General features: G+C 68.1%; 19 protein-coding genes and 2 pseudogenes. 16 read left to right on the forward strand and 5 right to left on the reverse strand.

Translation table 11 applies throughout. The features are described from left to right. Positions 1–127: 127 nt before the first annotated feature. Positions 128–1,549 carry an MFS transporter gene (locus tag ABZ562_RS11230; RefSeq protein WP_361476596.1) on the forward strand — a complete coding sequence of 474 codons (1,422 nt, stop codon included), beginning with the start codon at positions 128–130 and terminating at the stop codon, positions 1,547–1,549. Here the strand turns inward: ABZ562_RS11230 and ABZ562_RS11235 are convergent, their stop codons facing one another. Together ABZ562_RS11235 and ABZ562_RS11240 are read right to left on the reverse strand one after the other, a co-directional pair. Next, entirely contained in the window at positions 1,550–2,362 is an 813-nt protein-coding gene (locus tag ABZ562_RS11235; RefSeq protein WP_361476598.1) for a M56 family metallopeptidase, read from the reverse strand. It abuts the gene before it with no gap. Positions 2,363–2,454: 92 nt separating this feature from the next. Continuing rightward, the gene (locus ABZ562_RS11240; RefSeq protein ID WP_361476600.1) at positions 2,455–2,823 is read right to left on the reverse strand and encodes a BlaI/MecI/CopY family transcriptional regulator; all 369 of its coding nucleotides are present in this window, start codon (positions 2,821–2,823) and stop codon (positions 2,455–2,457) included. Positions 2,824–3,220: 397 nt separating this feature from the next. Here ABZ562_RS11240 and ABZ562_RS11245 point away from each other — a divergent pair, with 397 nt between their 5' ends. The 10 genes and pseudogenes from ABZ562_RS11245 to ABZ562_RS11290 all read left to right on the forward strand — a co-directional run bounded on the left by ABZ562_RS11245 (position 3,221) and on the right by ABZ562_RS11290 (position 10,903). Continuing rightward, positions 3,221–3,733, forward strand: a complete 513-nt coding sequence (locus tag ABZ562_RS11245; protein WP_361476602.1) for a DUF6153 family protein — start codon at positions 3,221–3,223, stop codon at positions 3,731–3,733. Between the two features lie 85 nt (positions 3,734–3,818). After that, positions 3,819–4,529, forward strand: a complete 711-nt coding sequence (locus tag ABZ562_RS11250) for a DUF305 domain-containing protein (RefSeq protein ID WP_361476604.1) — start codon at positions 3,819–3,821, stop codon at positions 4,527–4,529. 128 nt (positions 4,530–4,657) lie between these two features. Continuing rightward, positions 4,658–5,527, forward strand: a complete 870-nt coding sequence (locus ABZ562_RS11255; RefSeq protein ID WP_361476606.1) for a F510_1955 family glycosylhydrolase — start codon at positions 4,658–4,660, stop codon at positions 5,525–5,527. Between the two features lie 202 nt (positions 5,528–5,729). Then, positions 5,730–6,836 carry a HoxN/HupN/NixA family nickel/cobalt transporter gene (locus ABZ562_RS11260; protein ID WP_361476608.1) on the forward strand — a complete coding sequence of 369 codons (1,107 nt, stop codon included), beginning with the start codon at positions 5,730–5,732 and terminating at the stop codon, positions 6,834–6,836. A 715-nt stretch (positions 6,837–7,551) separates the two neighbouring features. Beyond that, positions 7,552–8,283 (forward strand): annotated as a pseudogene (locus ABZ562_RS11265) (M23 family metallopeptidase); the annotation flags it as partial. Between the two features lie 279 nt (positions 8,284–8,562). Next, a complete protein-coding gene (locus ABZ562_RS11270; protein ID WP_361476869.1) occupies positions 8,563–8,649 on the forward strand; it encodes a hypothetical protein in 87 nt (28 codons plus the stop codon). Positions 8,650–8,745: 96 nt separating this feature from the next. Beyond that, a pseudogene (locus ABZ562_RS11275) lies at positions 8,746–8,826 on the forward strand (IS5/IS1182 family transposase); the annotation flags it as partial. A gap of 323 nt (positions 8,827–9,149) precedes the next feature. Further along, a complete protein-coding gene (locus ABZ562_RS11280) occupies positions 9,150–10,142 on the forward strand; it encodes an immunity 49 family protein (protein WP_361476610.1) in 993 nt (330 codons plus the stop codon). 151 nt (positions 10,143–10,293) lie between these two features. Then, a complete protein-coding gene (locus tag ABZ562_RS11285; RefSeq protein WP_361476612.1) occupies positions 10,294–10,500 on the forward strand; it encodes a hypothetical protein in 207 nt (68 codons plus the stop codon). 100 nt (positions 10,501–10,600) lie between these two features. Further along, complete coding sequence (locus ABZ562_RS11290) at positions 10,601–10,903, forward strand: transposase (protein ID WP_361476614.1); 303 nt, start codon at positions 10,601–10,603, stop codon at positions 10,901–10,903. Positions 10,904–10,949: 46 nt separating this feature from the next. On the opposite strand, the gene ABZ562_RS11295 is transcribed toward ABZ562_RS11290, so the two are convergent. After that, entirely contained in the window at positions 10,950–12,323 is a 1,374-nt protein-coding gene (locus ABZ562_RS11295; protein WP_361476616.1) for an MFS transporter, read from the reverse strand. A 313-nt stretch (positions 12,324–12,636) separates the two neighbouring features. Between ABZ562_RS11295 and ABZ562_RS11300 the strand changes: the two genes are divergently transcribed. The 3 genes from ABZ562_RS11300 (at position 12,637) to ABZ562_RS11310 (ending at position 17,007) form a co-directional block, all read left to right on the forward strand. Beyond that, on the forward strand, positions 12,637–14,157 hold the full coding sequence (locus ABZ562_RS11300) for an aldehyde dehydrogenase (protein ID WP_361476618.1): 1,521 nt from the start codon (positions 12,637–12,639) through the stop codon (positions 14,155–14,157). A 204-nt stretch (positions 14,158–14,361) separates the two neighbouring features. Continuing rightward, a complete protein-coding gene (locus ABZ562_RS11305; RefSeq protein ID WP_361476620.1) occupies positions 14,362–15,561 on the forward strand; it encodes a CaiB/BaiF CoA-transferase family protein in 1,200 nt (399 codons plus the stop codon). A gap of 84 nt (positions 15,562–15,645) precedes the next feature. Next, the gene (locus ABZ562_RS11310; RefSeq protein WP_361476622.1) at positions 15,646–17,007 is read left to right on the forward strand and encodes an MFS transporter; all 1,362 of its coding nucleotides are present in this window, start codon (positions 15,646–15,648) and stop codon (positions 17,005–17,007) included. Between the two features lie 74 nt (positions 17,008–17,081). Here the strand turns inward: ABZ562_RS11310 and ABZ562_RS11315 are convergent, their stop codons facing one another. Next, positions 17,082–18,617: a helix-turn-helix domain-containing protein gene (locus ABZ562_RS11315; protein ID WP_361476624.1), complete on the reverse strand. Its 1,536-nt coding sequence runs from the start codon at positions 18,615–18,617 to the stop codon at positions 17,082–17,084. A gap of 143 nt (positions 18,618–18,760) precedes the next feature. Continuing rightward, positions 18,761–19,555, reverse strand: a complete 795-nt coding sequence (locus ABZ562_RS11320; protein WP_361476626.1) for a hypothetical protein — start codon at positions 19,553–19,555, stop codon at positions 18,761–18,763. Positions 19,556–19,830: 275 nt separating this feature from the next. Between ABZ562_RS11320 and ABZ562_RS11325 the strand changes: the two genes are divergently transcribed. Then, the gene (locus ABZ562_RS11325; protein WP_361476628.1) at positions 19,831–20,562 is read left to right on the forward strand and encodes a haloacid dehalogenase type II; all 732 of its coding nucleotides are present in this window, start codon (positions 19,831–19,833) and stop codon (positions 20,560–20,562) included. 235 nt (positions 20,563–20,797) lie between these two features. Then, positions 20,798–21,595: a calcium-binding protein gene (locus ABZ562_RS11330; protein ID WP_361476630.1), complete on the forward strand. Its 798-nt coding sequence runs from the start codon at positions 20,798–20,800 to the stop codon at positions 21,593–21,595. The last annotated feature ends 61 nt before the right edge of the window (positions 21,596–21,656 follow it).

Genomic DNA, 21,656 nt, shown 5'->3' on the forward strand with positions numbered 1-21,656 from the left:
ACATGGCCCCATAACGGATTGTGGCCACCAAGGCTGGTGCATAACGTCATCGCATGCCGACCAATCACACGCCCCGACGGCGCTGCTGCAGGACGAATGGACCAGTCACGCGGACTGGACGCGCAGCATGACATCAGTGTCGACCCCGCCCTCGACCATCAATCGCCGCCGACCCGCACTGATCGTGCTGTGCTTCGTGCAGTTCATGCTCGTCCTGGACGACAACGTGGTGAGCGTCGCTCTCCCCAGCATCCGAGACGATCTCGGCTTCAGTACCGCGGGCCTCGCCTGGGTCGTCAACGCCTACTTCCTCGCCTTCGGCGGGCTGCTGTTGCTGTCCGGCCGCGCGGCCGACCTGCTGGGCCGCCGACGCGTCTTCCTCAGCGGCGTGGCACTGTTCGGTACGGCGAGCCTCGCCTGCGGCCTTGCCCAGCAACCCTGGCAACTCGTGACCGGACGGTTCGTCCAGGGGGCGGGCGCGGCCATGGCCGGCCCGGCCTCGTTGTCACTGATCACACTTCTGTTCCCCGGCACCGAGGAGCGCGCCAAGGCATTCAGCGTCTGGGGCGGCATTGCTGGCCTGGGCGGCACGATGGGTCTGGTGATCTCCGGTGCACTGACCGGCCTCAACTCGTGGCGCTGGATCTTCCTGATCAACCTGCCCGTGGTCGTTGTGGCCCTCGCGCTGCTTCCACGTCTGGTAGCCGAGAGCCGGGCCACCGACCAGGCACGCCTGGACGTACCGGGTGCGGTAGTGGGCACCGGTGCGGTCTCGTCCCTGGTTTACGGTCTGCTCCGGGCCGGGGAGTCGGGTTGGGGCGATGTGTCCTGCGTCGGGCCTCTGTTCCTCGCCGTCGTCTTGGCCGTCTCGTTCGTCGCGATCGAGTCACGCACGGCCGAGCCTCTGGTGCCGCCCACGTTCCTGGCCTTCCGGACCCGCGCCGTGGCCAACGGCACGACCCTGCTGTTCTCCGCCGCCTTCTACGCCATGGCCTTCCTGCTGATGATCCATGTGCAAACCGTGCTCGGCTACGGCCCGCTCAAGGCAGGCGTTGCCTACCTGCCCTACTGCGCCGGAATGCTCGCAGGTATGTGGCTCTCCTCTCGCGCGGTGACCAGGCTCGGACTGCGCCGGGCCCTCGTCATGTCGTTCCTGATCAGCTCAGGCGGGCTCCTCCTCCTGTCCGGCGTGGAGCCGAGCGACGGCTACGCGTCCGGTGTGCTTCCCGGCATGCTCATCACCAGCCTGGGATGTGGCCTGAGCTTGCCTGCCCTGACGGTCGCCGCGCTCACGGGCACCACCGAGGCGAACGCCGGCCTCGGCTCAGCCGTCCTCAGCTCCGTTCAACAGGTGGGCGGCGCCGTGGGAGTGGCCGTACTGGTCACCCTGGCCGCACGTCGCAGCGACGCCTTGGCCGGCTCGACCGGACAGCTGCACGCCGCGACGGAAGGCTTCTCGCTCGCGCTCACCGTAGCTGCCGCCCTCATCGCGGTAGGCGCCGTCCTCATCGCCACGCTGCTCGGGAGAGTGGGGCGGCGGCTGGTGTGATCAGGGCCCGCAGGCCACGAGCAGCGGCAGCAGCGGAGCTGCGGCGCTGACCGCCACGACACCCAGCGACGTCACACGATGCGGCCGGGGCTGCGGCGTGAGGACGCGGCGCAGCCGGATGAGGGCCCCCGGCCCACCGGCGCCTAGGGTCCCCTGCGGCGCCCGCCCCGCGGCCACCTCACACAGAGCGGTCGCCAGCGCGTCCCTGGAGTGGTGACGCAGGGCCCTGTCATCCGCGATCATCTCCACCAGCAGCGCTATCTGCTCCTGGGCGTACCGGGCGAGCGGCAGGCCGGGGAAAGCACGGGAGAACGCGTCCACGAGTAGATGGAGAAGGTGGTGTCTGCCCTCGATGTGAGCACGTTCATGCTCCAGTACGGCCCGCGTCTGCGCGTCGGAGAGGACGTCGAGGGCGGCCTGGGTGATGACGACACGATGGCGACGCCCAGGAAGGCAGTACACGGCGGGTGCGCCATAGTCCACGACCGTGGCGTCGTGCCCGGGGGCCGGCTCACCGATCAGGGCGAGCATGTCGAGGTGACGCCGCCGCGCCCGGCGGGCCCTCCGGGTGCAGAGCACGAACCAGCCGATAGGCAGCAGCACGATCACGGCGGGAGTGCTGAGCGCCAGGGCGTGCCCGAGAGTGGGCGCGGACGCGCTTACCGGGGCGTCGGCGGCCAGACCGCAGACGCTGAGTAGACCGATGAAGCCCTCATGTACATGCTGCTCGCTGAGGACCCAGTGGTGCACCGTGAGCGCCGTGGCAACGACGAACGTCACCATGAGCGCCTGCCATGCGAGGATCGCTGTCACCGGAGCTCGGTGGGGCCACCGTGCTCGGGAAAGCAGAGGTGGCACCGCGGCACCCACCAGGGCCGCGTATCCGGCCAGCGCCACAGATGTGATCACGCATCGCTCCGTTTTTTGGCCGCTCGGAGGGCCGAACGGAGGGCGTCTGCCTCTTCCGGCGTGATCTGTTCGATGAAACTGACCAGGGTTCCGACCGGATCCGGGTTACCGCCGAGCGCCTCCTGCATCTGCGACGCCGTGTACTGCTGCCGGGTACACGTGGGCTCGTACACCCAGGCCCGCCCCTCCTTATGCCGTTTCAGCATGCCCTTGCTGTGCAGAATGTCGGCCACGGTCTTCACTGTGCTGTAGGCGATGGGCCGCTTCTTGCTGAGGTCCACCAGCACGTCGCGCGCGGTCGCCGGTCGTCCCCAGGCCCACAGACGGTGCATGATTTCCGCCTCGAGCTCACCCAGCCGACGCACGATCGCTCCCTTCGCCCCCGGAATGCGAAGCCTCCGGCACCAGTGACGGTCCATCGTAGTGGGCGGAGCCCTGGGGCTCTGCGGAGCCTCGGCGAGAGGGGGCGGTCGGCCCGCGCGACCGGAGGCCCGTCCACGTAGGTCGCCACAAGCAGTCCCATGAGCAGCGATGACGCCACCCAAACCGGATAGTTCCACCACAGCACCGGGGTCATCCGGGCGTGAAAGGGCGTGGGCACCACTCCGGTCGGCACGCCGATCGCGACTCCGGCGACAAGGGCCACGACTACCGCCGCCACCCACTGACGTGATGTCCACGCAGGCATGTGCCCACCCCTCCACACGGTACGATTACTGCCAATCAGCTTAGTAGGTAACTCCCGCGCCCCACCCGCTCAGCATGATCCGATCCGCTTCGGTACTGTCGGAAAGCGGACCGACCACAGATGGAGATCACGACGTGCAGGTGAGCCGATACGCACGAACAGGAGGCGCCCTCGGGCACCTGCTGCTCGTCGTCGTGCTCGCGATGGGCGTCTTCGTGATGCACTCGATGGGCCATCCCGACAGCGCCTCCGACACGGGCATGGGAGCGGCTCACACACCGGCCACGACCGGCCACACCGGCGGCGGCATGTCCTCGCCGCAGGACGTCGTCGTCTCGTCGCACTCTTCGGATCCCCATCAGGACAGCAAGGCCTCCTCCCATTCCCCGGCCATGGGGATGGACATGGCCTCGCTGTGCGTGGCCGTGCTCGGCACATGGATTCTCACCGGTCTTCTCCGCGCGGTTCTGAGCCGCGGGACGGAGTGGCTGGCACGGCTTCGCGATGGTGCCGTGGCGGCCCTGCGCCCCAATCCTCCTCCGCCCAGACCGCCCGACCTCGCTCAACTGTCAGTCCTGCGGATCTAGGCCGAACGCCACCGTGGGCAGCTCGCGCTGCCCGCGCCACCGTTCGTCCGCCTTTCCGCAGAACAGACACCATGAGGTTTTCGACATGACCGCCATCAAGCGCAGCACGCGCCGTCCGCACGTCCGCCGTATCGCTCTCGTCAGCACCGTCGCCGCCGCAGGCCTGGTCCTCGCCGCCTGTGGCAACGACGACGACATGAGCGGCATGGACCACGGGAGCAAGAGCAAGAGCTCCGCCTCGGCGAGCGCGAACACCGGCGAGAATCCCGCACCGGGCGCGTTCAACGACGCGGACGTGAAGTTCGCGCAGATGATGATTCCCCACCACGAGCAGGCCGTCGAGATGTCCAAGCTGGCCGACGACCGCGCCGAGGACTCCAAGATCAAGACCCTCTCCGGGGACATCGAGAAGGCGCAGGACCCCGAGATCCAGAAGATGAAGTCCTGGCTCAAGGCCTGGGGCAAGCCCGAGTCGGGCAGCAGCATGCCCGGCATGGACCACGGCTCGGGCAGCAGCATGCCCGGTATGGATCACGGCTCCGGCAGCTCCGACAACTCGGGTATGGCCGGGATGATGTCCGACAAGGACATGACGGAGCTGAAGGCCGCCAAGGGCACGGACTTCGACAAGATGTTCGCGCAGATGATGATCGACCATCACAACGGGGCGATCGACATGGCCAAGGACGAGCAGAAGAACGGCAAGAACGCCACCGCGAAGAAGCTCGCCGACGATGTCGTCAAGAGCCAGACCACCGAGGTCAAGCAGCTCCAGGGCATCCTCGACAAGCTCTGATCCGATCACACGCCGACCGCTCCGGGCTCAGCCGGTCACTCCGGGGAGCCCGGAGCGGTCTCCGCCCCACTCCTTACTGGGCCGCGCCCGGTCATGCCCTGGCCCGCCCTCACCTTTCCCGAGGACTCATGAAAACGCACCGCGCCGTCCAGGTGGCCACGACCGCCGTCGCCCTCGGCCTCACACTGGCGGCCTGCTCCGGCGATGACGGTGACACGGACTCGTCCGCTGCTGTCACGACTGTCAGCCACATCCACGGTCTCGGGCTGGACCCGTCCGACCAGCGCCTGTACGTCGCGACCCACGAAGGCATCTACACCCCCGACGCCAAGGGCGATCCCACACTGGTGGGCGACAGCAAGGACGACTTCATGGGCTTCACCGTGGCCCGGAGCAAGACCTTTTACGCCAGTGGCCACCCCGCTTCCGGGGCGGACGGCCCCGGCAACAAGGGACTGATCAAGAGCACCGACGCGGGCCGCACCTGGAAGTCGCTCTCCCTCTCAGGGAAGTCCGACTTCCACGCGTTGGACTACGCGCACGGCACCGTCTACGGCTACGACTCCACAGGCGGCCTGCTCCGCACCAGCAAGGACGGCACCACCTGGAAGGACGGAGCGACATTCCAGGCCCTCGACATCGCGGTCGATCCTGACGACGCCGACCTCGTCCTCGCCACCACCGCGGGAGGAGTGGCCCGCAGTACCGACGGCGGCAAGACCTTCACCAAGGGCAAGCAGCCGGTCATGGCCTTTCTCTCCTGGAAGGTGAAGAGCGCCCTCTACGGCATCGACACCTCCGGCAGGGTGAGCCGCAGCACCGATGGTGGCGCCACTTGGGAGAAGCTCGCCACCGTCCCCGGCGGGCAGCCGCAGGCTCTCACCGCCGTTGACGCCGAGCGCATCCTGGCCGCGACGCGGAACGGTGTGTACGAGTCGAAGGACGGCGGCAAGACCTTTGCCAAGCGCCTCGCCGTCGAGTCGAGCGGCGGCCACTGACCCGCCGCGTAACGGCATGCCGGCCGCACCGGCAATGCCGCCGTGGCGGCACGGCGCGGCCTTGGGACCGACGGGCATCACCCAGGCCCCACGGGGTTCCTACCTCCCTGATCAGGACCCGGGCCGCTTACTGCATGATGTTCGCACATAAGCTGTCTTCGCAGTAAGCACACAACAAGACCATCCCCGAGGAAAGTCGCCCATGAGTGCACGAGCCCGCCGCTTCGACCGAGGCGAGATACGTCGGCTCGCGGCGATGTACGGCGTGGTGGCGGCGCTCCACATCGTGGGGTTCGGGCTGTTCGCTTACTACAACGCGCGCTACCACGGCCTCACCGACAGTCAGGGGCAGTTGCTGTACGCGGGGGCGGCGGGGCTGGCGTACACGCTCGGCATGCGCCACGCCTTCGACGCCGACCACATTTCGGCCATCGACGACACCACTCGTTATCTGCTGCAGAAGGGCAAACGCCCCCTCGGGCTCGGTCTGGCCTTCTCGCTCGGTCACTCGTCCGTCGTGTTCGGCCTCTCCGTCGGCATCGCCTTCGCCGCGCAGGCCGCGAACCGCTTCCAGGCCGGGTTCGCGGAGATCGGCGGCGTCATCGGGACCCTGGTCTCCGGCGTCTTCCTCTACGCGATCGCCGCACTGAACCTGGCGGTGCTACGCGGCATCGTCCGCACCTGGCGTGAGGCGAAAGCAGGCCGCCATGAACCGGAGGAATTGGAGCAACTGCTCGCCGACCGCGGGTTGATGAACCGGGTGTTCAAGGGCCGCTACAACCGGTTCATCGAGCACAGCTGGCAGCTCTACTTCGTGGGCCTGCTCTTCGGTCTCGGTTTCGACACCGCCACCCAGGTCGGCACGCTCGGCCTGGCGGCGGGTTCGGCCGCGGACGGCACGCTCCCGCCGCTCGCCATCATCGCCCTGCCGTTGATCTTCGCGGCCGGGATGAGCTTGATGGACACCACCGACGGGGTCTTCATGGCGAAGGCGTATGAGTGGTCGTTCTCCAACCCGGTCCGCAAGATCTACTACAACCTCACGATGACCGGCCTTTCGATCTTCGTCGCGTTCGTCGTCGGCACCGTGGAGCTCGTCTCACTACTCGCGGAGCAAGTGGGCGCGGCCGATCACCGGCCCTGGTCGTGGCTCACCGGCATCGACCTCAACACGATCGGCATCGTCATCGTGGTGACCTTCCTGCTGACCTGGGTCGGCGCCGTGACGCTATGGAAGGTGCGGCGCTTCGACGAGCGGTATCCGCCGCACCACACCCCTGCTGAGACGAAGCCGGATCCAACGCACTGATCGGGTGGAGGCCGACGTCCCGCCGACCGAGCCGGGAAACTGTGGCCGGGGCAAGCAGGACCAGTATCGGTACGGGTCGATCCGACCCAACCGTCTCCTATATCGTTAAGGAGATTAGCCGTAAGGCGAACCCACGTGATCGGGCACGGTCGCGGCCGGTGCTCCTGCTGTCGAGACAGAAGAGAAGTCAGTGGTCAACGAGCGACAGCCGTCGGAGGGCTGGGACCCGGCCGGGGCCAGTCACACGCCCGACGCCGCGTACGAGATCTACCGTGGCTACCACGGTGATGCCGAGCACGGCGGAGTGGGATGGGGCGGTGACGACGGTGGAGACCCGCTGTTCGGCGCGACGCCCGACGCGCACAGCACCACGGCCGCCCCTTACGTCGAGCCCACGCATCAGGCGGTGTACGCCACCGGTGGCTACGACTCGGCCGTGATGTGGGACACCCCTGGCCATGCGGTGATGAACTCATCCGTGGTCGGCGTCCGCCTGGCAGATGCGAGCGGGCACGGGAACACAGCTCCGTGGGCGGACTCCACCGATCAATGGCACAACGGGCCTGGCCCGACTCCCGAGCCCGAGCAGGAACGCACAGATCTGTTCGTGGCCCCGCCCGAGGACCCCGAAGGCACGCCCCAGTCCGACTCCGAGGAAGAACAAGTCACTTTGCCTGTGTCGCGTCGTGCCGACGCCCGCAGGCACCGCGCGTCCGCCCGGCGGTCCGCGCTCCTGACCGTCGCCGCTCCATCCATCGCCGTTATGGCCATGACAGGCGCCGCGGCCGTCTCCGTCAGCGCCGACGGCCAGGACGAGAAGGCCACGCAAGCCGCCCCGGACACGACGCCGACCACAGATCCGTCGGCCGCCAATGGCAAGATCGACGCGCAGCTCGCCGGCCTCACCACCGATGCCGACAACTTCGCTCACCGCGCCAGCCGCACCCAGGAGCGCATCGATCTCAAGCAAAGACAGCAGCAGGAGCAAAGGCGCAAGGCGGCCGAAGCGGCCCGCAGAAAGGCGGAAGCGGCACGCAAGGAGGCGCTCCGCCCGAAGTTCGCGCTCCCCGTCACGCAGCGGGGAGTCGGCGAGTTGTTCGGCGCGGGCGGCTCCATGTGGTCGAACCGACACACAGGGCTCGACTTTCCCGTGCCCATGAACACCCCGGTGATGGCCGTCACCGACGGAGCAGTCGAAACCAAATGGAATCCCTTCTACGGAAACATGGTCATCGTCACCGCTCCGGATGGCACGGAGACCTGGTACTGCCACCTTGCCGGCGCCAAAATCCGTGCGGGCCAGGTCAAGGCAGGAGATGTCATCGCGTACGCCGGCAGCTCCGGCAACTCGTCAGGGCCACACCTGCACCTTGAGGTGCACCCCGGCGGCGGCGACGCGATAGACCCGCTGGCTTGGCTTCGCAGCCACGGCCTCGACCCCACGTAGGACCCGATGGGGTTCGGCGTGCCATGCGTGAGAGGTTGTTGTCTTTCCGGGCTTGAGGATTGCGTTCTCGCTGGTCAGGCATAGGGGCGGCGGTCTCGTGGCAGTGGTGGCGTGTCGTGTCGTCGCTTTGGTGGAGGTCGAGGATGCAGTCGGTCGTGGGACTGCTGGAACAGCGTGAGCTCACCGCTCGCCGTCGTGTCGACGATCTGCGGGAGGAGGCCGACCGCCTCCAGGCGGAGCCGGCCGGTCCACGAACACGACGACGGCTCGGTGACCATCGTGCTGTACGTCGACCGCTGGGAGTGGCTGATCCCTCTCGTGACCAGCTACGGCCCCGACGCCACGGTCACCGAGCCCCCCGGCTGACCGAGCTGACCGCGCTGGTCGGCATGCGGCAGAGCCGCCCCGAAGACCACTTCGAGATCACCGTCATCGCCCTGCTCCTACAGAACACCACCATCGCGCACCACCAAAATCCACCTCGCCACCGACGGCTGCTGCCGCCCCCTCGCATTCGTCCTCACACCCGGCCAGGCAGGTGATTACTCTCGCGTTCACCCAGGTCATGACCCATTTACGGGTACCGAGGCCCATCGGCCGCCCCAGGACTGCGCCGGGCGTGGTCCTGGCCGACAGGGCCTACTCGTCCCGCGCGATCCGCACCCAGTCTCCGCCAGCGCGGGATCCCGGCGGTGATCTCCCAACCCTCCGACCAGATCGCCAAGCGCAAGAAGCGAGGCCGATCCGGCGGTCGCCCACCGGCCATCTGGTCGGCGAGGTGATCCGAAAGAAAACGCTCTCGTTGTGCTGTCAGTGCCCGTTGATAACGTGCTTCGTCCAGTGGAGTTCATGAAGGGACGGGGCACGTGCGAGATGTGGCAAGCCATCAGGTCGGCGAACAGCGGTTGGCCGAGGCGCTCGACGACATCGACGGGCGGGCCTACACGCGGTGGCACTCGCTGCGGTACGGCAGCATCTCGCCGACGCTGATCCGGGCCATGGCGGACGAACTACTCGACCATCTCGCCGCGCGAACGGTGACGGAGCCGGGGCTCGACGCCGCCGCCGGCACGGTCGCCGTCACCGCCGCGGAGTGTGTGCACGGAGTGCTGAGCATCATGTGCTTCCCGAACGGGGACCAGGAACTCCGGTTCCCCCTCGTCGGGGAGCGGATCAGCACGGACCCGGACGACGACGAGTTCGGGGACGGGCCCATCACCTTCCGGGACGTCGTCAAGGAGGCGCCCACCGCGCGGACCTGGCTCGACATGTTCGAGATGTGTGTCGTCAGCGGGCATGTGTGGGACTGGGAGCGGGTCACCGGGCTGCTGCTGCGCGGCGACTACGCGCCCGCCATCCGTGACGGCGTGCCCTACAACCAGTACACCTCCGTCTCCGACCCCGCCGACCTCGCCGCCATGGACGCCCTGTGCCCCTATCTCACCGAGGAAACCGGGCATCTGCCCCGCGACTGGCCTACGGTTCCGCTGCGCAAGCCCGACGCCGGGGAGCGCACGGAGGCCGCCCGGCGGCTCGATGAGGTCGGCGACGCGCTCAGCGCGGACCAGCGGCTGCTCCGCGTACTCCTCGACGACAACCAGCACGCATTCGAGGACGCCCTCGTCGCCCGGCTGGTCGCGTACCGGGAGAGCGTCGAGGCCGATGCCGGTGATCCCGCGCCCCGGACCCTCCTCCCCCTCGGCACCCTCGCCCTGGCCTGCCTCGCCGTCCAGGTCCATGGGTGGGAACTCGGTGTCCGGTCCGGGTACCTGCCGTACGGTCTGCTGGGATCGCCGGACGCGCCGCGCCGGGCGGCGGAGGAGAACCGGAACAACTTGGGCTACTGGTCCGCCAAGTAGGCCACCGGGATGTGACGGGGGTGACGGGTGTGATCTTGCGGGACTCGAGGTGGTCATCAACGACCTGCCGGGCTGGGTCGCGGTGATCCTGATAGGAGTCCTGACCATCGTCGACGGCGTGTAGGCCCTGTCCCTGTGGCGCGCCCGCACGGTGGTGCGGGCGAGCGGGATCGCCGTGGTCGGGGTGGTGCGGGTGCGGAAGTGGGCCTGGCCCGACATCCAGGACCTCGTCGTGGAGACGGACTCGTCCCCACCGAGGCAGCGCGTACGTCTGTACGACAGTCGAGGACGGAAGACCACCCTGCACCACGTCGGCGAACGCCATCTGCCGGATCTCCACGCCCTGCGACCCCGGTAGCCCCGCCGGCGCCGAGCCTCAGGCCGTGTCTTTCGCGAGGACCCGAAAGGCACGGCCTGCTAGGCAGTTTCGTTTGGATCTGTCGGTCGTTGGTCCGGGTGTGCCGTTGACTGACACGCAGTGGGCGCGAATCGAGCCGTCACTCCCGGACCGGACGCCGAAGCGGGGTGGCCGGTGGTGGGACCACCGAGAGGTGATCGACGCGATCGCCTTCAAGTTCCAGACCGCAACGCAGTGGGTCCACCTGCCGGAGAAGTACGGCAACTGGAGAGGTGTCTACAACCGGCTGCGGATGTGGGCCGTCGACGGCACTTGGGAGCGGGTGTTCACCGCGCTGATGGCCCAGGCGGACGCGGACGAGGATCTGAACTGGGCAGTCTCGGTGGACTCCACGATCGTATGAGCACACCAGCACGAAGCCGGACGGCCGCGCGAGGAGACACCTCGCATCAAGTGAGGGGAGCGGGCTTCTTCTCCAGGTCCTGGCCGCTGGAGACGATGGAGTCCGTCTCCAGGGTCGAGGCGCGGGAGGGCTCGCGCACGAGCAGGGTGGCGAGGAAGGTGAGTGCCATACACCCCGTCACGTACCAGAAGAAGACGCTTTCGTGGCCGCTCTTCTTCAGAGCCAGGGCGATGGGCTCCGTGAAGCCGCCGAAGGTCGCCGTGACCAGCGCGTGCGGCAGGCCGACTCCCAGGGCGCGGTTCTTGGTCGGGAACATCTCCGCCTTGATGATCGGCGCCAGTGCCGAGTATCCCGTCAGGACCATCAGCAGCACGGTCATCAGCAGGAAGGCGATCCAGGGGTTGCGTGTGTGGCCGAGCACTGTCATGACCGGCACCGTCAGAAGCATTCCGCCCACGGAGAAGGCGAACATGACGGGGCGGCGGCCCATCCGGTCCGACAGAGCGCCTACCGCCGGCTGGAGCAGCATGAACAGGAACAGCGCGGCGAAGCCGATGGCGGAGACCGATGCCTTGGGGATGCCGGCCGTGTTCACCAGGTACTTCTGCAGGTACGTGGTGAAGGTGTAGTAGCCGACCGTACCGCCGATGGCGAGCCCGAACACGGCGATCAGCTGGCGGGGGCATTCGGTGAAGAGCGAGATCAGGCCCCGGCGCTCCGGCGTCGCGGAACCTTGCAGGCCCGCTTTGGTTTTCTCCGCCTCGAAGTGCTGCGACTCGTCCATGGAACGCCGCAGGTACATCACGGCCAGGCCTGCTACCGCACCGATCAGGAACGGAATGCGCCAGCCCCAGCTCTCGATCTGTCCGTCGCTCAGCAAACGCTGAAGAACGATCATCACGAGGAGCGCGGCGAGCTGGCCCAGGACGATCGAGACGAACTGGAAGCTGGAGTAGAAGCCGCGTCGGCCGGCGGGAGCGACCTCGGCGAGGTAGGAGGCGCTGGAGCCCCACTCGCCGCCCACCGAGAGTCCCTGGGCGAGGCGGGCCGTGACCAGGAGGATGGGTGCCAGCGCTCCGATGGTGTCGTGGCTGGGGGTGACCGCGATGGTCAGCGAGCCGACGCTCATCAGCGTGACCGAGAGTGTGAGTGCGGCACGGCGGCCGAAACGGTCGGCGTACAGGCCGAGCAGCCAGCCGCCGATAGGCCGCATGAGGAATCCGACCGCGAAGACGATGGCGGTGGACAGTAGTTGGGCGGTCTGATTTCCCTCGGGGAAGAACGCGGACGCGAAGTAAATGCTGAAGGATGCGTAGACAAACCAGTCGTACCACTCGATGAGGTTTCCCAGGCAGCCGCGTATGACGTTGGCGGTAACTCGGGGGCCGGCGGCCTGGGCCGGGATATGTTGCTGCGACATGGGAAGCTCCGTTGCTCGGCGACCACCAGAGATTGAGCGACCTCGTTCGACTCCGTCTCGAACCGCGCCTCGAGGGTGAAACCCGCGGCTGCGGCCGCGAGGAGAGCCCGGAGGGCACGGCTGTCCACACGTGGCCTCCTTGCGCAGCTCGGCGCGCGTGGCGGCACCTGGTCAGCATGGCTTCGTTCGGCCGTTCTGCCGTTGTTCATGCCACCAACGACTCGGGCCGGACATCGTGGCATCGCCCGTCGCCACGGGCGGGCGGGAGCGATTGCGTGGACTCGACGAGTTGCCTCGTGAGGAGGAAATTCACATGTCCAGTCTCCCGACCGCGCAAGGGACGACCCATGCGCACACATCCGTCGTCGACTTTCCGATGTTCACCGATGGTGAGTGGGTGGATTCGCTGTCGGGCCGGCGGTTCGTCAGCAATGATCCGTACAACGGCAAGGCCTGGGCCAGCTTCCCGAGTGCCGGTGTCGAGGATGTGGACCGTGCCGTTCGCGCTGCCCGGCGGGCGTTCCGTGACCAGTGGCGGCGAACCACCGGTGCGGAGCGCGCCGCGCTGATGCGCAAGCTCGCCGATCTGATCGCGCGGAACGTCGAGGAACTCGCGTTCGCCGAGAGCATCGACAATGGGAAACTGGTGCGGGAGATGCGTGGCCAGGTTCAGTCGCTGCCGTCGTACTTCACCTACTTCGCCGGCCTCGCCGAAACACATCGCGACGCGTCGATCCAGCCGGAGAAGTCGAATTTCTTCGTGACCACCCGTCAGGAGCCGGTGGGTGTCGTCGCCGCGATCACCGCGTGGAACTCGCCGCTGTTGCTGCTGACCTGGAAGCTCGCCCCCGCCCTGGCAGCGGGATGCACCTTCGTCGTGAAGCCGTCCGAGCACGCTTCGGCCTCAACGGTCCGTCTCGCCCGTCTCGTGAAGGAAGCCGGCTTCCCCGACGGCGTGTTCAACGTGCTCACTGGTGGCCGGGAGACCGGGCAGGCCCTGGTCGAGCACCCGGGCATCAACAAGATCGCGTTCACCGGTTCGACAGCGACCGGTCGCGGCGTCATGCGGGCGGCGGCGGAGAACATCACCCGCGTCACGCTCGAACTCGGAGGAAAGTCGCCGAACATCGTCTTCGACGACGCCGATCTCGACGGCGCGATCAATGGTGCGATCAGCGGGATCTTCGCCGCCGGCGGGCAGACGTGCATGGCCGGCTCCCGGCTCTTCGTCCAGGAGAAGTCCGTGCGTGCGGTGAGCGAGGCCTTGGCCGAGCGAGCGCGATCTCTGGTCATCGGCGACCCGCTCCTCGCCGAGACGGAGCTGGGACCGCTCGCGTTCAGCGCCCAACTGGACAAGGTGATGGGTTACATCCGGACAGGCAGCGACCAGGGAGCGGACCTGCTCTGTGGCGGTCGGCGGCCCGATCGGGCCGATCTCGCGGATGGCCTGTTCGTCGAACCGACGGTGTTCGGCAGCGTCCGTAACCACCACCGGATCGCGCAGGAAGAGATCTTCGGCCCAGTGGCCTCGATCATCCCCTTCTCGACGGAGGAGGAAGTGGTCGAGATGGCCAACGACACCCCCTACGGACTGGCTTCGGCTGTCTGGACCAACGACATCCGCCGAGCGAACCGGGTCGCGGCGGCCCTGGATGCGGGGACGGTGTGGATCAACGCCTACCGGACGGTCTCCCCGGCAGTGCCACTGGGCGGGTTCAGGGCCAGCGGCATCGGGCGTGAGAACGGTCCCGAGGCCCTGGCGTCCTACACCGAGACGAAGGCGGTGTGGACCGAGCTCAGTGGTGTCAGCCGCGACCCGTTCCAGCTGGGCTGAGGGCGGCGCCCCTCATCTCACCGGGCCTCCAGCCCCGTCCGCTGAGGGACCGCTTGTGCAGTACGCCAAGAGGCTCGCCGAGACGTCGTGGCTTCGACCGAAGGGCCCTTGGCCCGCCGCCTCTACTGTCGAAGCTGTCCGGTGCTGTCGTCTCCACCGGCCGGTCGTACCGGCAGGTGGAACCCCCTATGGGCAGGAAGGTCGATGACCGAGACAGACGTTCCGAAGACTCCCGCCGTCGGCATCGAGGAACCGCCGCTGGCCGGGATACGAGTGATCGCGCTCGAGCACGCCGTCGCCGCGCCGTTGTGTTCCCGTCATCTCGCCGATCTCGGCGCCGACGTGATCAAGGTCGAGAGTCCGTCAGGTGGAGATCTGGCCCGTCACTACGACTCCGTGGTGGAGGGGCAGTCCGCCTATTTCGTCTGGGCCAACCGCAGCAAGCGGAGCATCACTCTCGACCTCAAGTCCGACGAGGGCCGGGAAGCGCTCGACGGCCTGCTCGGACGCGCCGACGTTTTCGTCCACAACCTCGGGCCGGGCGCCGTGGACCGGCTCGGATTCGGCCGCGAGAAGCTGCGGGAGCGGTTTCCCAAGCTGATCAACTGCGCCATATCGGGTTACGGTGCCGATGGTCCGTACCGGGACCGCAAGGCGTTCGATCTGCTGATCCAGGGGGAAGCCGGCCTGTTGTCCGTCACCGGCGAACCCGAGCGCCCGGCAAAGGTCGGGATCTCGGTGGCCGACATGTGCGCGGCGGTCTACGCGGTGTCGTCGATCCTCGCGGCTGTCCTGCATCGCGAGCGGACCGGTGCCGGCACCTTCATCGACACCTCGATGCTCGACTGCCTCAGCGAGTGGATGATGGCGCCCGCCTACCACCAGCTTTACGCCGACGTCCAGCTGCCGCGAGCTGGTGCGCGCCACAACATGATGGTGCCGTACGGCGTCTACCCCACCGGCGACGGTGAGCACGTCAACTTCGCGGTGCAGACCGCGGCGCAGTGGGCGCGGCTGTGCGAGCAGGTCATCGATCGCCCCGATCTCGTCGAAGACGAGCGCTTCGCGACCAACGAACTGCGGGTGAGGAATCGCGCAGACCTTGAACCGGTGATCGAGGAACGGCTGGCCGCGCTCGGCACCGCACACGTCACCGAACGGCTGGTCGCCGCGGGCATTCCGACCGCCGCGGTGAACGACCTCAACGACCTCGTGCACCATCCTCAGCACGAGGCACGCGTGCGATGGGTAGAGGCAGGCTCCCCCAACGGACCGGTGCGCGTTCTACGGTCGCCGTTCAACCTGGACGGCCTCCCAGAGCCGGTTACCGCGGTCCCAGGTCTGGGCGAACACACCGAGACCGTTCTGGCCGAGCTGCGTCGGGACGCCGGCAAGGCTTACTGATCCGGGAGCCACTCCGCCCTCCAGCGGAGTGCAAGGGCGCGGCAGAAAGTCGGTAACTCCACGCTCACGAGGCAAAGGTGGCTCATGACCGCGCATTCGACAAGCCCCTCGGACATCGGCGAGATACCGTCAGGCTCCCTGCGCAAGGTGACATTCGCCAGTTGCGTCGGTACCACCATCGAGTTCTACGACTTCTTCATCTACGCCACCGCAGCGGCCCTCGTTTTCCCCACGGTGTTCTTCCCCGCACTCGGCCCGACAGCCGGCGTCGTGGCGTCCTTCGCAACGCTCGGGGTCGCCTTCGTCGCCCGCCCGGTGGGCTCCGTCGTCTTCGGCCACTTCGGTGACCGTATCGGGCGTAAGCGCTCCCTCGTCATGACGTTGCTGATCATGGGGCTTGCCACCACCCTGATCGGTTTTCTGCCCGGATCGGCGACCCTCGGTGTCGTGGCGCCGATCATTCTCGTGCTGCTGCGGGCGGCCCAGGGCTTCGCGGTCGGCGGGGAGTGGGCGGGAGCCACCCTGCTGACGGCCGAACACGCACCTGCTGGGAGGCGGGGGCGCTATGCCGTATACCCGCAGCTGGGACCGGCTCTCGGTTTCATGCTGTCCTGTGTGACGTTCCTGGTGACCGGAGGCCTCTTCGGCAACACGAACCAGACGTTTCTCGATTACGGCTGGCGCATCCCGTTCATCGTGAGTATCGCCCTCGTCATGGTCGGGTTGTGGGCTCGGAATTCGGTCACCGAAACACCGGAGTTCCAGCGGGCCCAGGCCGCCGCCGAGAATCACGCCGGTTCCCCGCGCGTCTCGCCTCTCGTCGATGTCGTGCGCAATCAGCCGCGTGACATTCTCCTGGCGGCCGGCGCGATAACGATGCAGTACAGCTTCTTCTACATGGGCACCGCCTTCCTGACGAACTACGGGACCAGCCCGTCCGGGATGGGGTTGAGCAGGTCCACCGTTCTCTCCATCGGCATCTTCGCGTCGGTCATGTTCGGAGCGGCGACCATCGTGGCGGGCCGAGCCTCGGACCGCTTCGGCCGGCGCCCGGTCATCACGGCCTCCTGCGTGAGCGGCCTGGTGTGGTCGCTGGTCCTGTTCCCTCTTCTGGGCCTGGGCGGTCCGTTCGCCTTCGCCGCCGGGCTGACGGTACTGCTGGTCATCTTCGGCATCTGCTTCGGTCCCGTAGGAGCCTTCCTGCCGGAGCTGTTCGAGACCCGCTTCCGCTATACGGGCGCCGGCCTGGCATTCAGCCTCGGTGGCGTTCTCGGCGGCGGCGTCGTTCCGCTAGTGGCCCCCGTGCTCTCCACGTCGTTCGGCGGCATGGCGGTGGGGGGCATGCTCGCAGCCACCGCCTTGGTCAGCCTGGTGTGCGTCCGCACCCTTCCCGAGACGAAGGACCGCGACGTGGCGGACGGGACGACAACCGGTCAGCACGCCTGAGTCGAGCGGGAGCCCCCACCAGTCCCGGCAGGCCCGCGGATCCCGCCGGAGAGACAGCCTGCCGCGGAGACGGCCTACGGCTGCGAGCAGTCCGGCAACGCGCGCGCACGCAGTTGGAGGGCCAGTGCCAGCCGCTGGGACGGATCCTCCAGGTCGACCCCTGAGATCTCGGCGAGTCGCCCCAGACGGTGCCGCAGGGTGTTGGGGTGGAGGACGAGCTGCTCCGCCGCGGCGGACGTCGACCCGAACACCTCCAGGTAGGTGTTCAATGTCTTGACGAATTCCGTGCCGTGCCGGGCGTCGTGCGCGGCAAGCCGGCACAGATGCTCAGTCAGTTCCGGATCTCCCGCCGCCACCGCTCGTTCGGCCGGCAGCAGTGTCATGTCCGCCCACAAAGCCTGCTTCGTGCCGATGACCCCCGAGCTTTCCCGCCGCCCGAGCACCAGGAGTTGGTCATCGACATCGCTCCGCGAGACGGGGACCTCCCGCAGACCGGTGGCCCGCCTCCCGATGGCGGCGCACGCTTCGATATCGAGGCGTTGAAGCTGGGCGAGCGCGGGCCTGAGGCGGCTGACGAGCAACTCGTGGGCTGCCTGGCTCAGCGTGGGGATCAGGGCGTAGTAGGCGCCGTCCACCGACACCACGCCCGCTGCGGGATCAAGGCTGTGCACCTGCAGGGAGAGCAGATGTACCAGGCGTTCGGCGAAGACCTCGGCCGATGTCGCGTCGGTCCGGTCCTCCGCGTGCAGGGCGAATCCGACGACGGTGAGCCCACGGCTGGGGTCCAGCCCAGAGCTGATCGTCTGGGCTTCCAGGGTGGGATTCCCCTCAAGGAGACCCCGGAGCATCTGTTCGCGGGCGGTACGGCCGGTGTCCTCCGCGACACGGTGACGCAGCATGAACGGCGCCACGAGGCCGGCCGCGCGCTTGAGTGCTTCCTCGGCGTCGGCGGTGAGCGGCTGCCGCCCCTCGGCCACGGAGATTTCGCCGAGGATCTCGCCGCCGGCGTGGATCGCGATCCGTAACCGGGGCCGCATCTCCTCATAGCTGTCGACTCTGACGACCTCGCCCACGTTGCGGAAGGTCTGATAAGCCGACTTGTCGATGGTGAACCGTTTGATCCACCGTTCGGGAGTCCGCTTTCCCAGGATCGCGTCCCGGCGCACGTTGTCGATCTCGTGGCCCTGCACCGCGTAGGCGATCACCCGGTGGGCCCGGTCGTACAGCACGACCGAGCCGCCGACCATCGTCGCGATCGCGTCCGCGAGGCCGTGCATGGAACTCGGGGTGGGCTGGTCGGGGGAATCCGTACTCGTCTCGTCCTGCGCGGCGGAGGCCAGGGTGCGGAGCAGCAGCAGGAGCTGCGCCCAGCCGATGTGGGCGTCGGCGAGAAGGACGGACGTCCGGGTGCCGCTCGGCACGACGCCGACGGCCCCCGCGGCGCGGAAGACGACGGCGGCGGCTCCCGCCCTCTCCGCTTCGGCGATCAACTCACGCCCCGAGGACGTCTCGAGCTGGACTCCGACGGCCAGAATGACCTGGCCGGCGGCGGGAGGACACGCGGAATCGACGATGACGACATCATGGATCCGGGCCAGTCCTCCGTTCACGAGGTGGACCGTTCGCAACGGGCCCGCTCCCGCTGCTTCCAACAGATCGCACAGATTCACGGCGTTCTCCTGTCCCGCTGCTCGGCTGCCGGCCTGCTGTGTGACGGCCCGACCTGGCTGCACACATCATGCATCCGTGCTGGTCAGCGGCGGTAGAGGAGCCCGGCAACGGCGCGGACGCCCTCGTCCTGGAGGAGTCGCACCTGAGTGAACACCGATCGGCGGGTGACATGCTCGACCAGCGGCTCCGCCCGCACCGGGGCCGTGGCGCCGGTGCCGGCCAGGAAGCGCATCGTCCCGGAGACCAGCCGGGGAGGGAGGCTGTCGTCTTGAGGGGCGCCGCAGTGGGCGGCCAAGGCGAACAGCACTCCGCCCTGTACGGCGCCCGCACGATTGGTCATCGCCGCGGTCGGGGTCAGCACCACCCCGTCCGGGCCGGCGACCGTCGCCTCGGTGACCAGGTGGTCACCCCACGACAGCCCGGTGGCCTCCGCCGCCGGCACGGAACGCAGGAGGGACTGATCAGCGTCGCTCAGGCTGCCCGGGTCGAGCGGGATCGAGGAGCCGGGCCGGTGGACACCCTCCGGATCGTCCCAGGGCAGTTCGTCCTGTCGGCCTCGCGAGGGTATCGCGAACGTCGCGGCGCAGTGTCCGAAGACGGCTCGCGGCCCCCGGAGCGAACCGGCGGCGGTGGCAATGCCGTCCCCGACGGCGATCTCGCGCGCCTCGGCGGTCACGGACGCGCTGTCGGCGTCGTGCGGTGCGGCGAGGTCGAGTGTGAGACTCAGCGTCGGCAGCGGCCGGGTGCGGCCGACTTCCTGACGGAGGGCCCCGCCCAACGTCAGGTCGGCCAGCATCGCCATTTCCACCAGTCCCAGCCGTTGCGGCGCCGGGCGGTCGGCGAAGCCCAACGCGAAAGCTCCGGGCGTCGCCGGCATGGCACGGAGTCCGGCCAGACATGCCAGGACGGGGGCGCCCGTCGACCGGGCGAGAGCCAGCGCGCGAAGCGTCCAGTCGACAGAGGGGTGATCAGGGTCCGGCGTGGCGATGTGAGGGGACACGGCCGTCACCCTTCCTCAGGCGCCCCGTCCGGGCGAGGTGGAACTCACCAATCACGGCTGCCTGGCCTCGGGCTTTCCTCCGATGCCGACAGGGTCGGGCCTGCCTAGCGTTCAACGCGTCCGATTCCACTCGTCCCATGGGAGGGCGCGACGTGACTGAGCAGTCCGAACCCTTGACCGGCGTCAAGGCGTTGATGTTCGACTTCTACGGCACGGTCGTCGACATGCAAGGCAGCCTGGTCAAGGCGATCACTCCGTACCTGGAGGCGAAGAACTACACCGCGCAGCCGGCGAACCGGGTCGTGACCTGGTGGCGCCGTACGCACTTCGAGAACTCGATGATCGACGGCCTGCTCGGCCGCGCGCACATCCCCTACCGGGAGATCGGCCGGCAGACCGTCGACTACATCCTGACGCGTGCGGGCATCCCGCACACGATGGACGAGGTCCGTGCCCTGGTCTCGGAGATCGAGCGGCTCGAGCCCTTCCCGGACGTGATCGAGGCCCTGACGCACCTGAAGGACGCCGGATTCCAGCTGGTCATCCTGTCCAACGGTGACCCGGACATGCTCGAGGCCGGGGTGGAGTTCTCCCGTACCGAGCACCTGTGGACCCGGGTGGTCTCGGTGGCGGAGGCCGGCGCTTTCAAGCCGCACTTCAGCACCTACGCGACCGGCGCCAAGGCCGTCGGCCTCGAGCCGTCCGAGGTGCTGTTCGTGGCGAACCACGCCTTCGACTGCGTAGGGGCGAAGGCCGCCGGTATGCACACGGCGTTCGTCGACCGCCGCAAGCGCCCCTTCGGCAACGAGTACTACCCGCCGACCCTGGTCGTGGACGACTTCGCGGACCTCGCGAACACGGTCGTGGCCCGGGTCAAGGGCTGATACCTCTCCCGTGGCCGGGGGCGAGCAGGCGCGCCCGGGCCCGCTGGAATCGGCGATCCCCTCTGGAACGCACATTGCGACAACGCGGAGAGAATTCCCGGTGTCGTGGAGCTGAACGCACATCGGAATTCACGGAGATCGGCGAACAGGGCATGGGAGTGGCACAACCCCGCGCGCAATTTCCACGTCGAAACGGGTGATCGGAAATCAGATCCACTCCCCACGGAGGTTTTTCGTGTCCACCCTCGGCCCGCGCTCCCGCCGCGTCCGCCCGGTCGGCGTCGCCGCCTTACTGGCCGCCGCGGCCAGCACCGGACTCTTCGCCTGGAACGCCCAGGCCGCCACCTCACCCGCGTCGTCGGCCACCGTGACCGTCACCGACGGAGTGATGGCCTACACCGCGGCCGACGGCCAGACCAACAAGCTCGTCATCAAGCGGGTCAGTGAGACCGGAACCAAGCTGACCTTCGGCGTCGACGACGTTGTCAAGATCACCGCCGGCACCGGCTGCACCCACCCCACTGCCACCGACCTGACCTATGTGACCTGCACCGTGCCCGTCCCCGACCCGGACCACGGCGGCGACCAGGGCAACGTCCGACTCGGCGACGGCAATGACAGCGCCAAGGTCTCCGGCGGCGACGTGAACGTCGACGGCGGGGCCGGGAACGACACCATCACCGGCGCTTCCGTCGCGGTGGGCGGCGACGGCGACGACACCATCAGCCACGCCACGAACGCGAACGGCAACGCCGGCGACGACACCATCAACGACTCCTTCGCGGTGTGGGCCGGGGACGGCGACGACACCGTCATCGGCGATGACGTGGCCAACGAGATCTACGGCGGCCCCGGCGACGACTATCTCGACGGCGCCGGCAACGATGACTCGATCGACGGCGGACAGGGCGACGACACCATCAAGGGCGGACCGGGCAACGACTACCTCTTCGGCGGCCCCGGCCAGGACGGCATCGACGGCGGCCCCGGCGACAACGTCATCGACCAGGACGGGTCCATCCCCGAGGGCTGACGGGACCTCGAGAGATCGCGAGGGACCTCAGGGCCCTGAACCACAAGACGGCCCGGGCCGA

This window comes from Streptomyces sp. NPDC019937 (assembly GCF_040631655.1).
GTDB lineage: Bacteria > Actinomycetota > Actinomycetes > Streptomycetales > Streptomycetaceae > Streptomyces.

What these genes read in the sequence shown, in the direction of transcription:
- ABZ562_RS11305 (WP_361476620.1), top strand. Translation starts at nt 14,362, where the DNA reads ATGACCGAGACAGACGTTCCGAAGACTCCCGCCGTCGGCATCGAGGAA.
- ABZ562_RS11245 (WP_361476602.1), top strand. Translation starts at nt 3,221, where the DNA reads ATGATCCGATCCGCTTCGGTACTGTCGGAAAGCGGACCGACCACAGAT.
- ABZ562_RS11230 (WP_361476596.1), top strand. Translation starts at nt 128, where the DNA reads ATGACATCAGTGTCGACCCCGCCCTCGACCATCAATCGCCGCCGACCC.
- ABZ562_RS11260 (WP_361476608.1), top strand. Translation starts at nt 5,730, where the DNA reads ATGAGTGCACGAGCCCGCCGCTTCGACCGAGGCGAGATACGTCGGCTC.
- ABZ562_RS11295 (WP_361476616.1), bottom strand. Translation starts at nt 12,323, where the DNA reads ATGTCGCAGCAACATATCCCGGCCCAGGCCGCCGGCCCCCGAGTTACC.
- ABZ562_RS11300 (WP_361476618.1), top strand. Translation starts at nt 12,637, where the DNA reads ATGTCCAGTCTCCCGACCGCGCAAGGGACGACCCATGCGCACACATCC.
- ABZ562_RS11320 (WP_361476626.1), bottom strand. Translation starts at nt 19,555, where the DNA reads ATGCCGGCGACGCCCGGAGCTTTCGCGTTGGGCTTCGCCGACCGCCCG.
- ABZ562_RS11310 (WP_361476622.1), top strand. Translation starts at nt 15,646, where the DNA reads ATGACCGCGCATTCGACAAGCCCCTCGGACATCGGCGAGATACCGTCA.
- ABZ562_RS11250 (WP_361476604.1), top strand. Translation starts at nt 3,819, where the DNA reads ATGACCGCCATCAAGCGCAGCACGCGCCGTCCGCACGTCCGCCGTATC.
- ABZ562_RS11255 (WP_361476606.1), top strand. Translation starts at nt 4,658, where the DNA reads ATGAAAACGCACCGCGCCGTCCAGGTGGCCACGACCGCCGTCGCCCTC.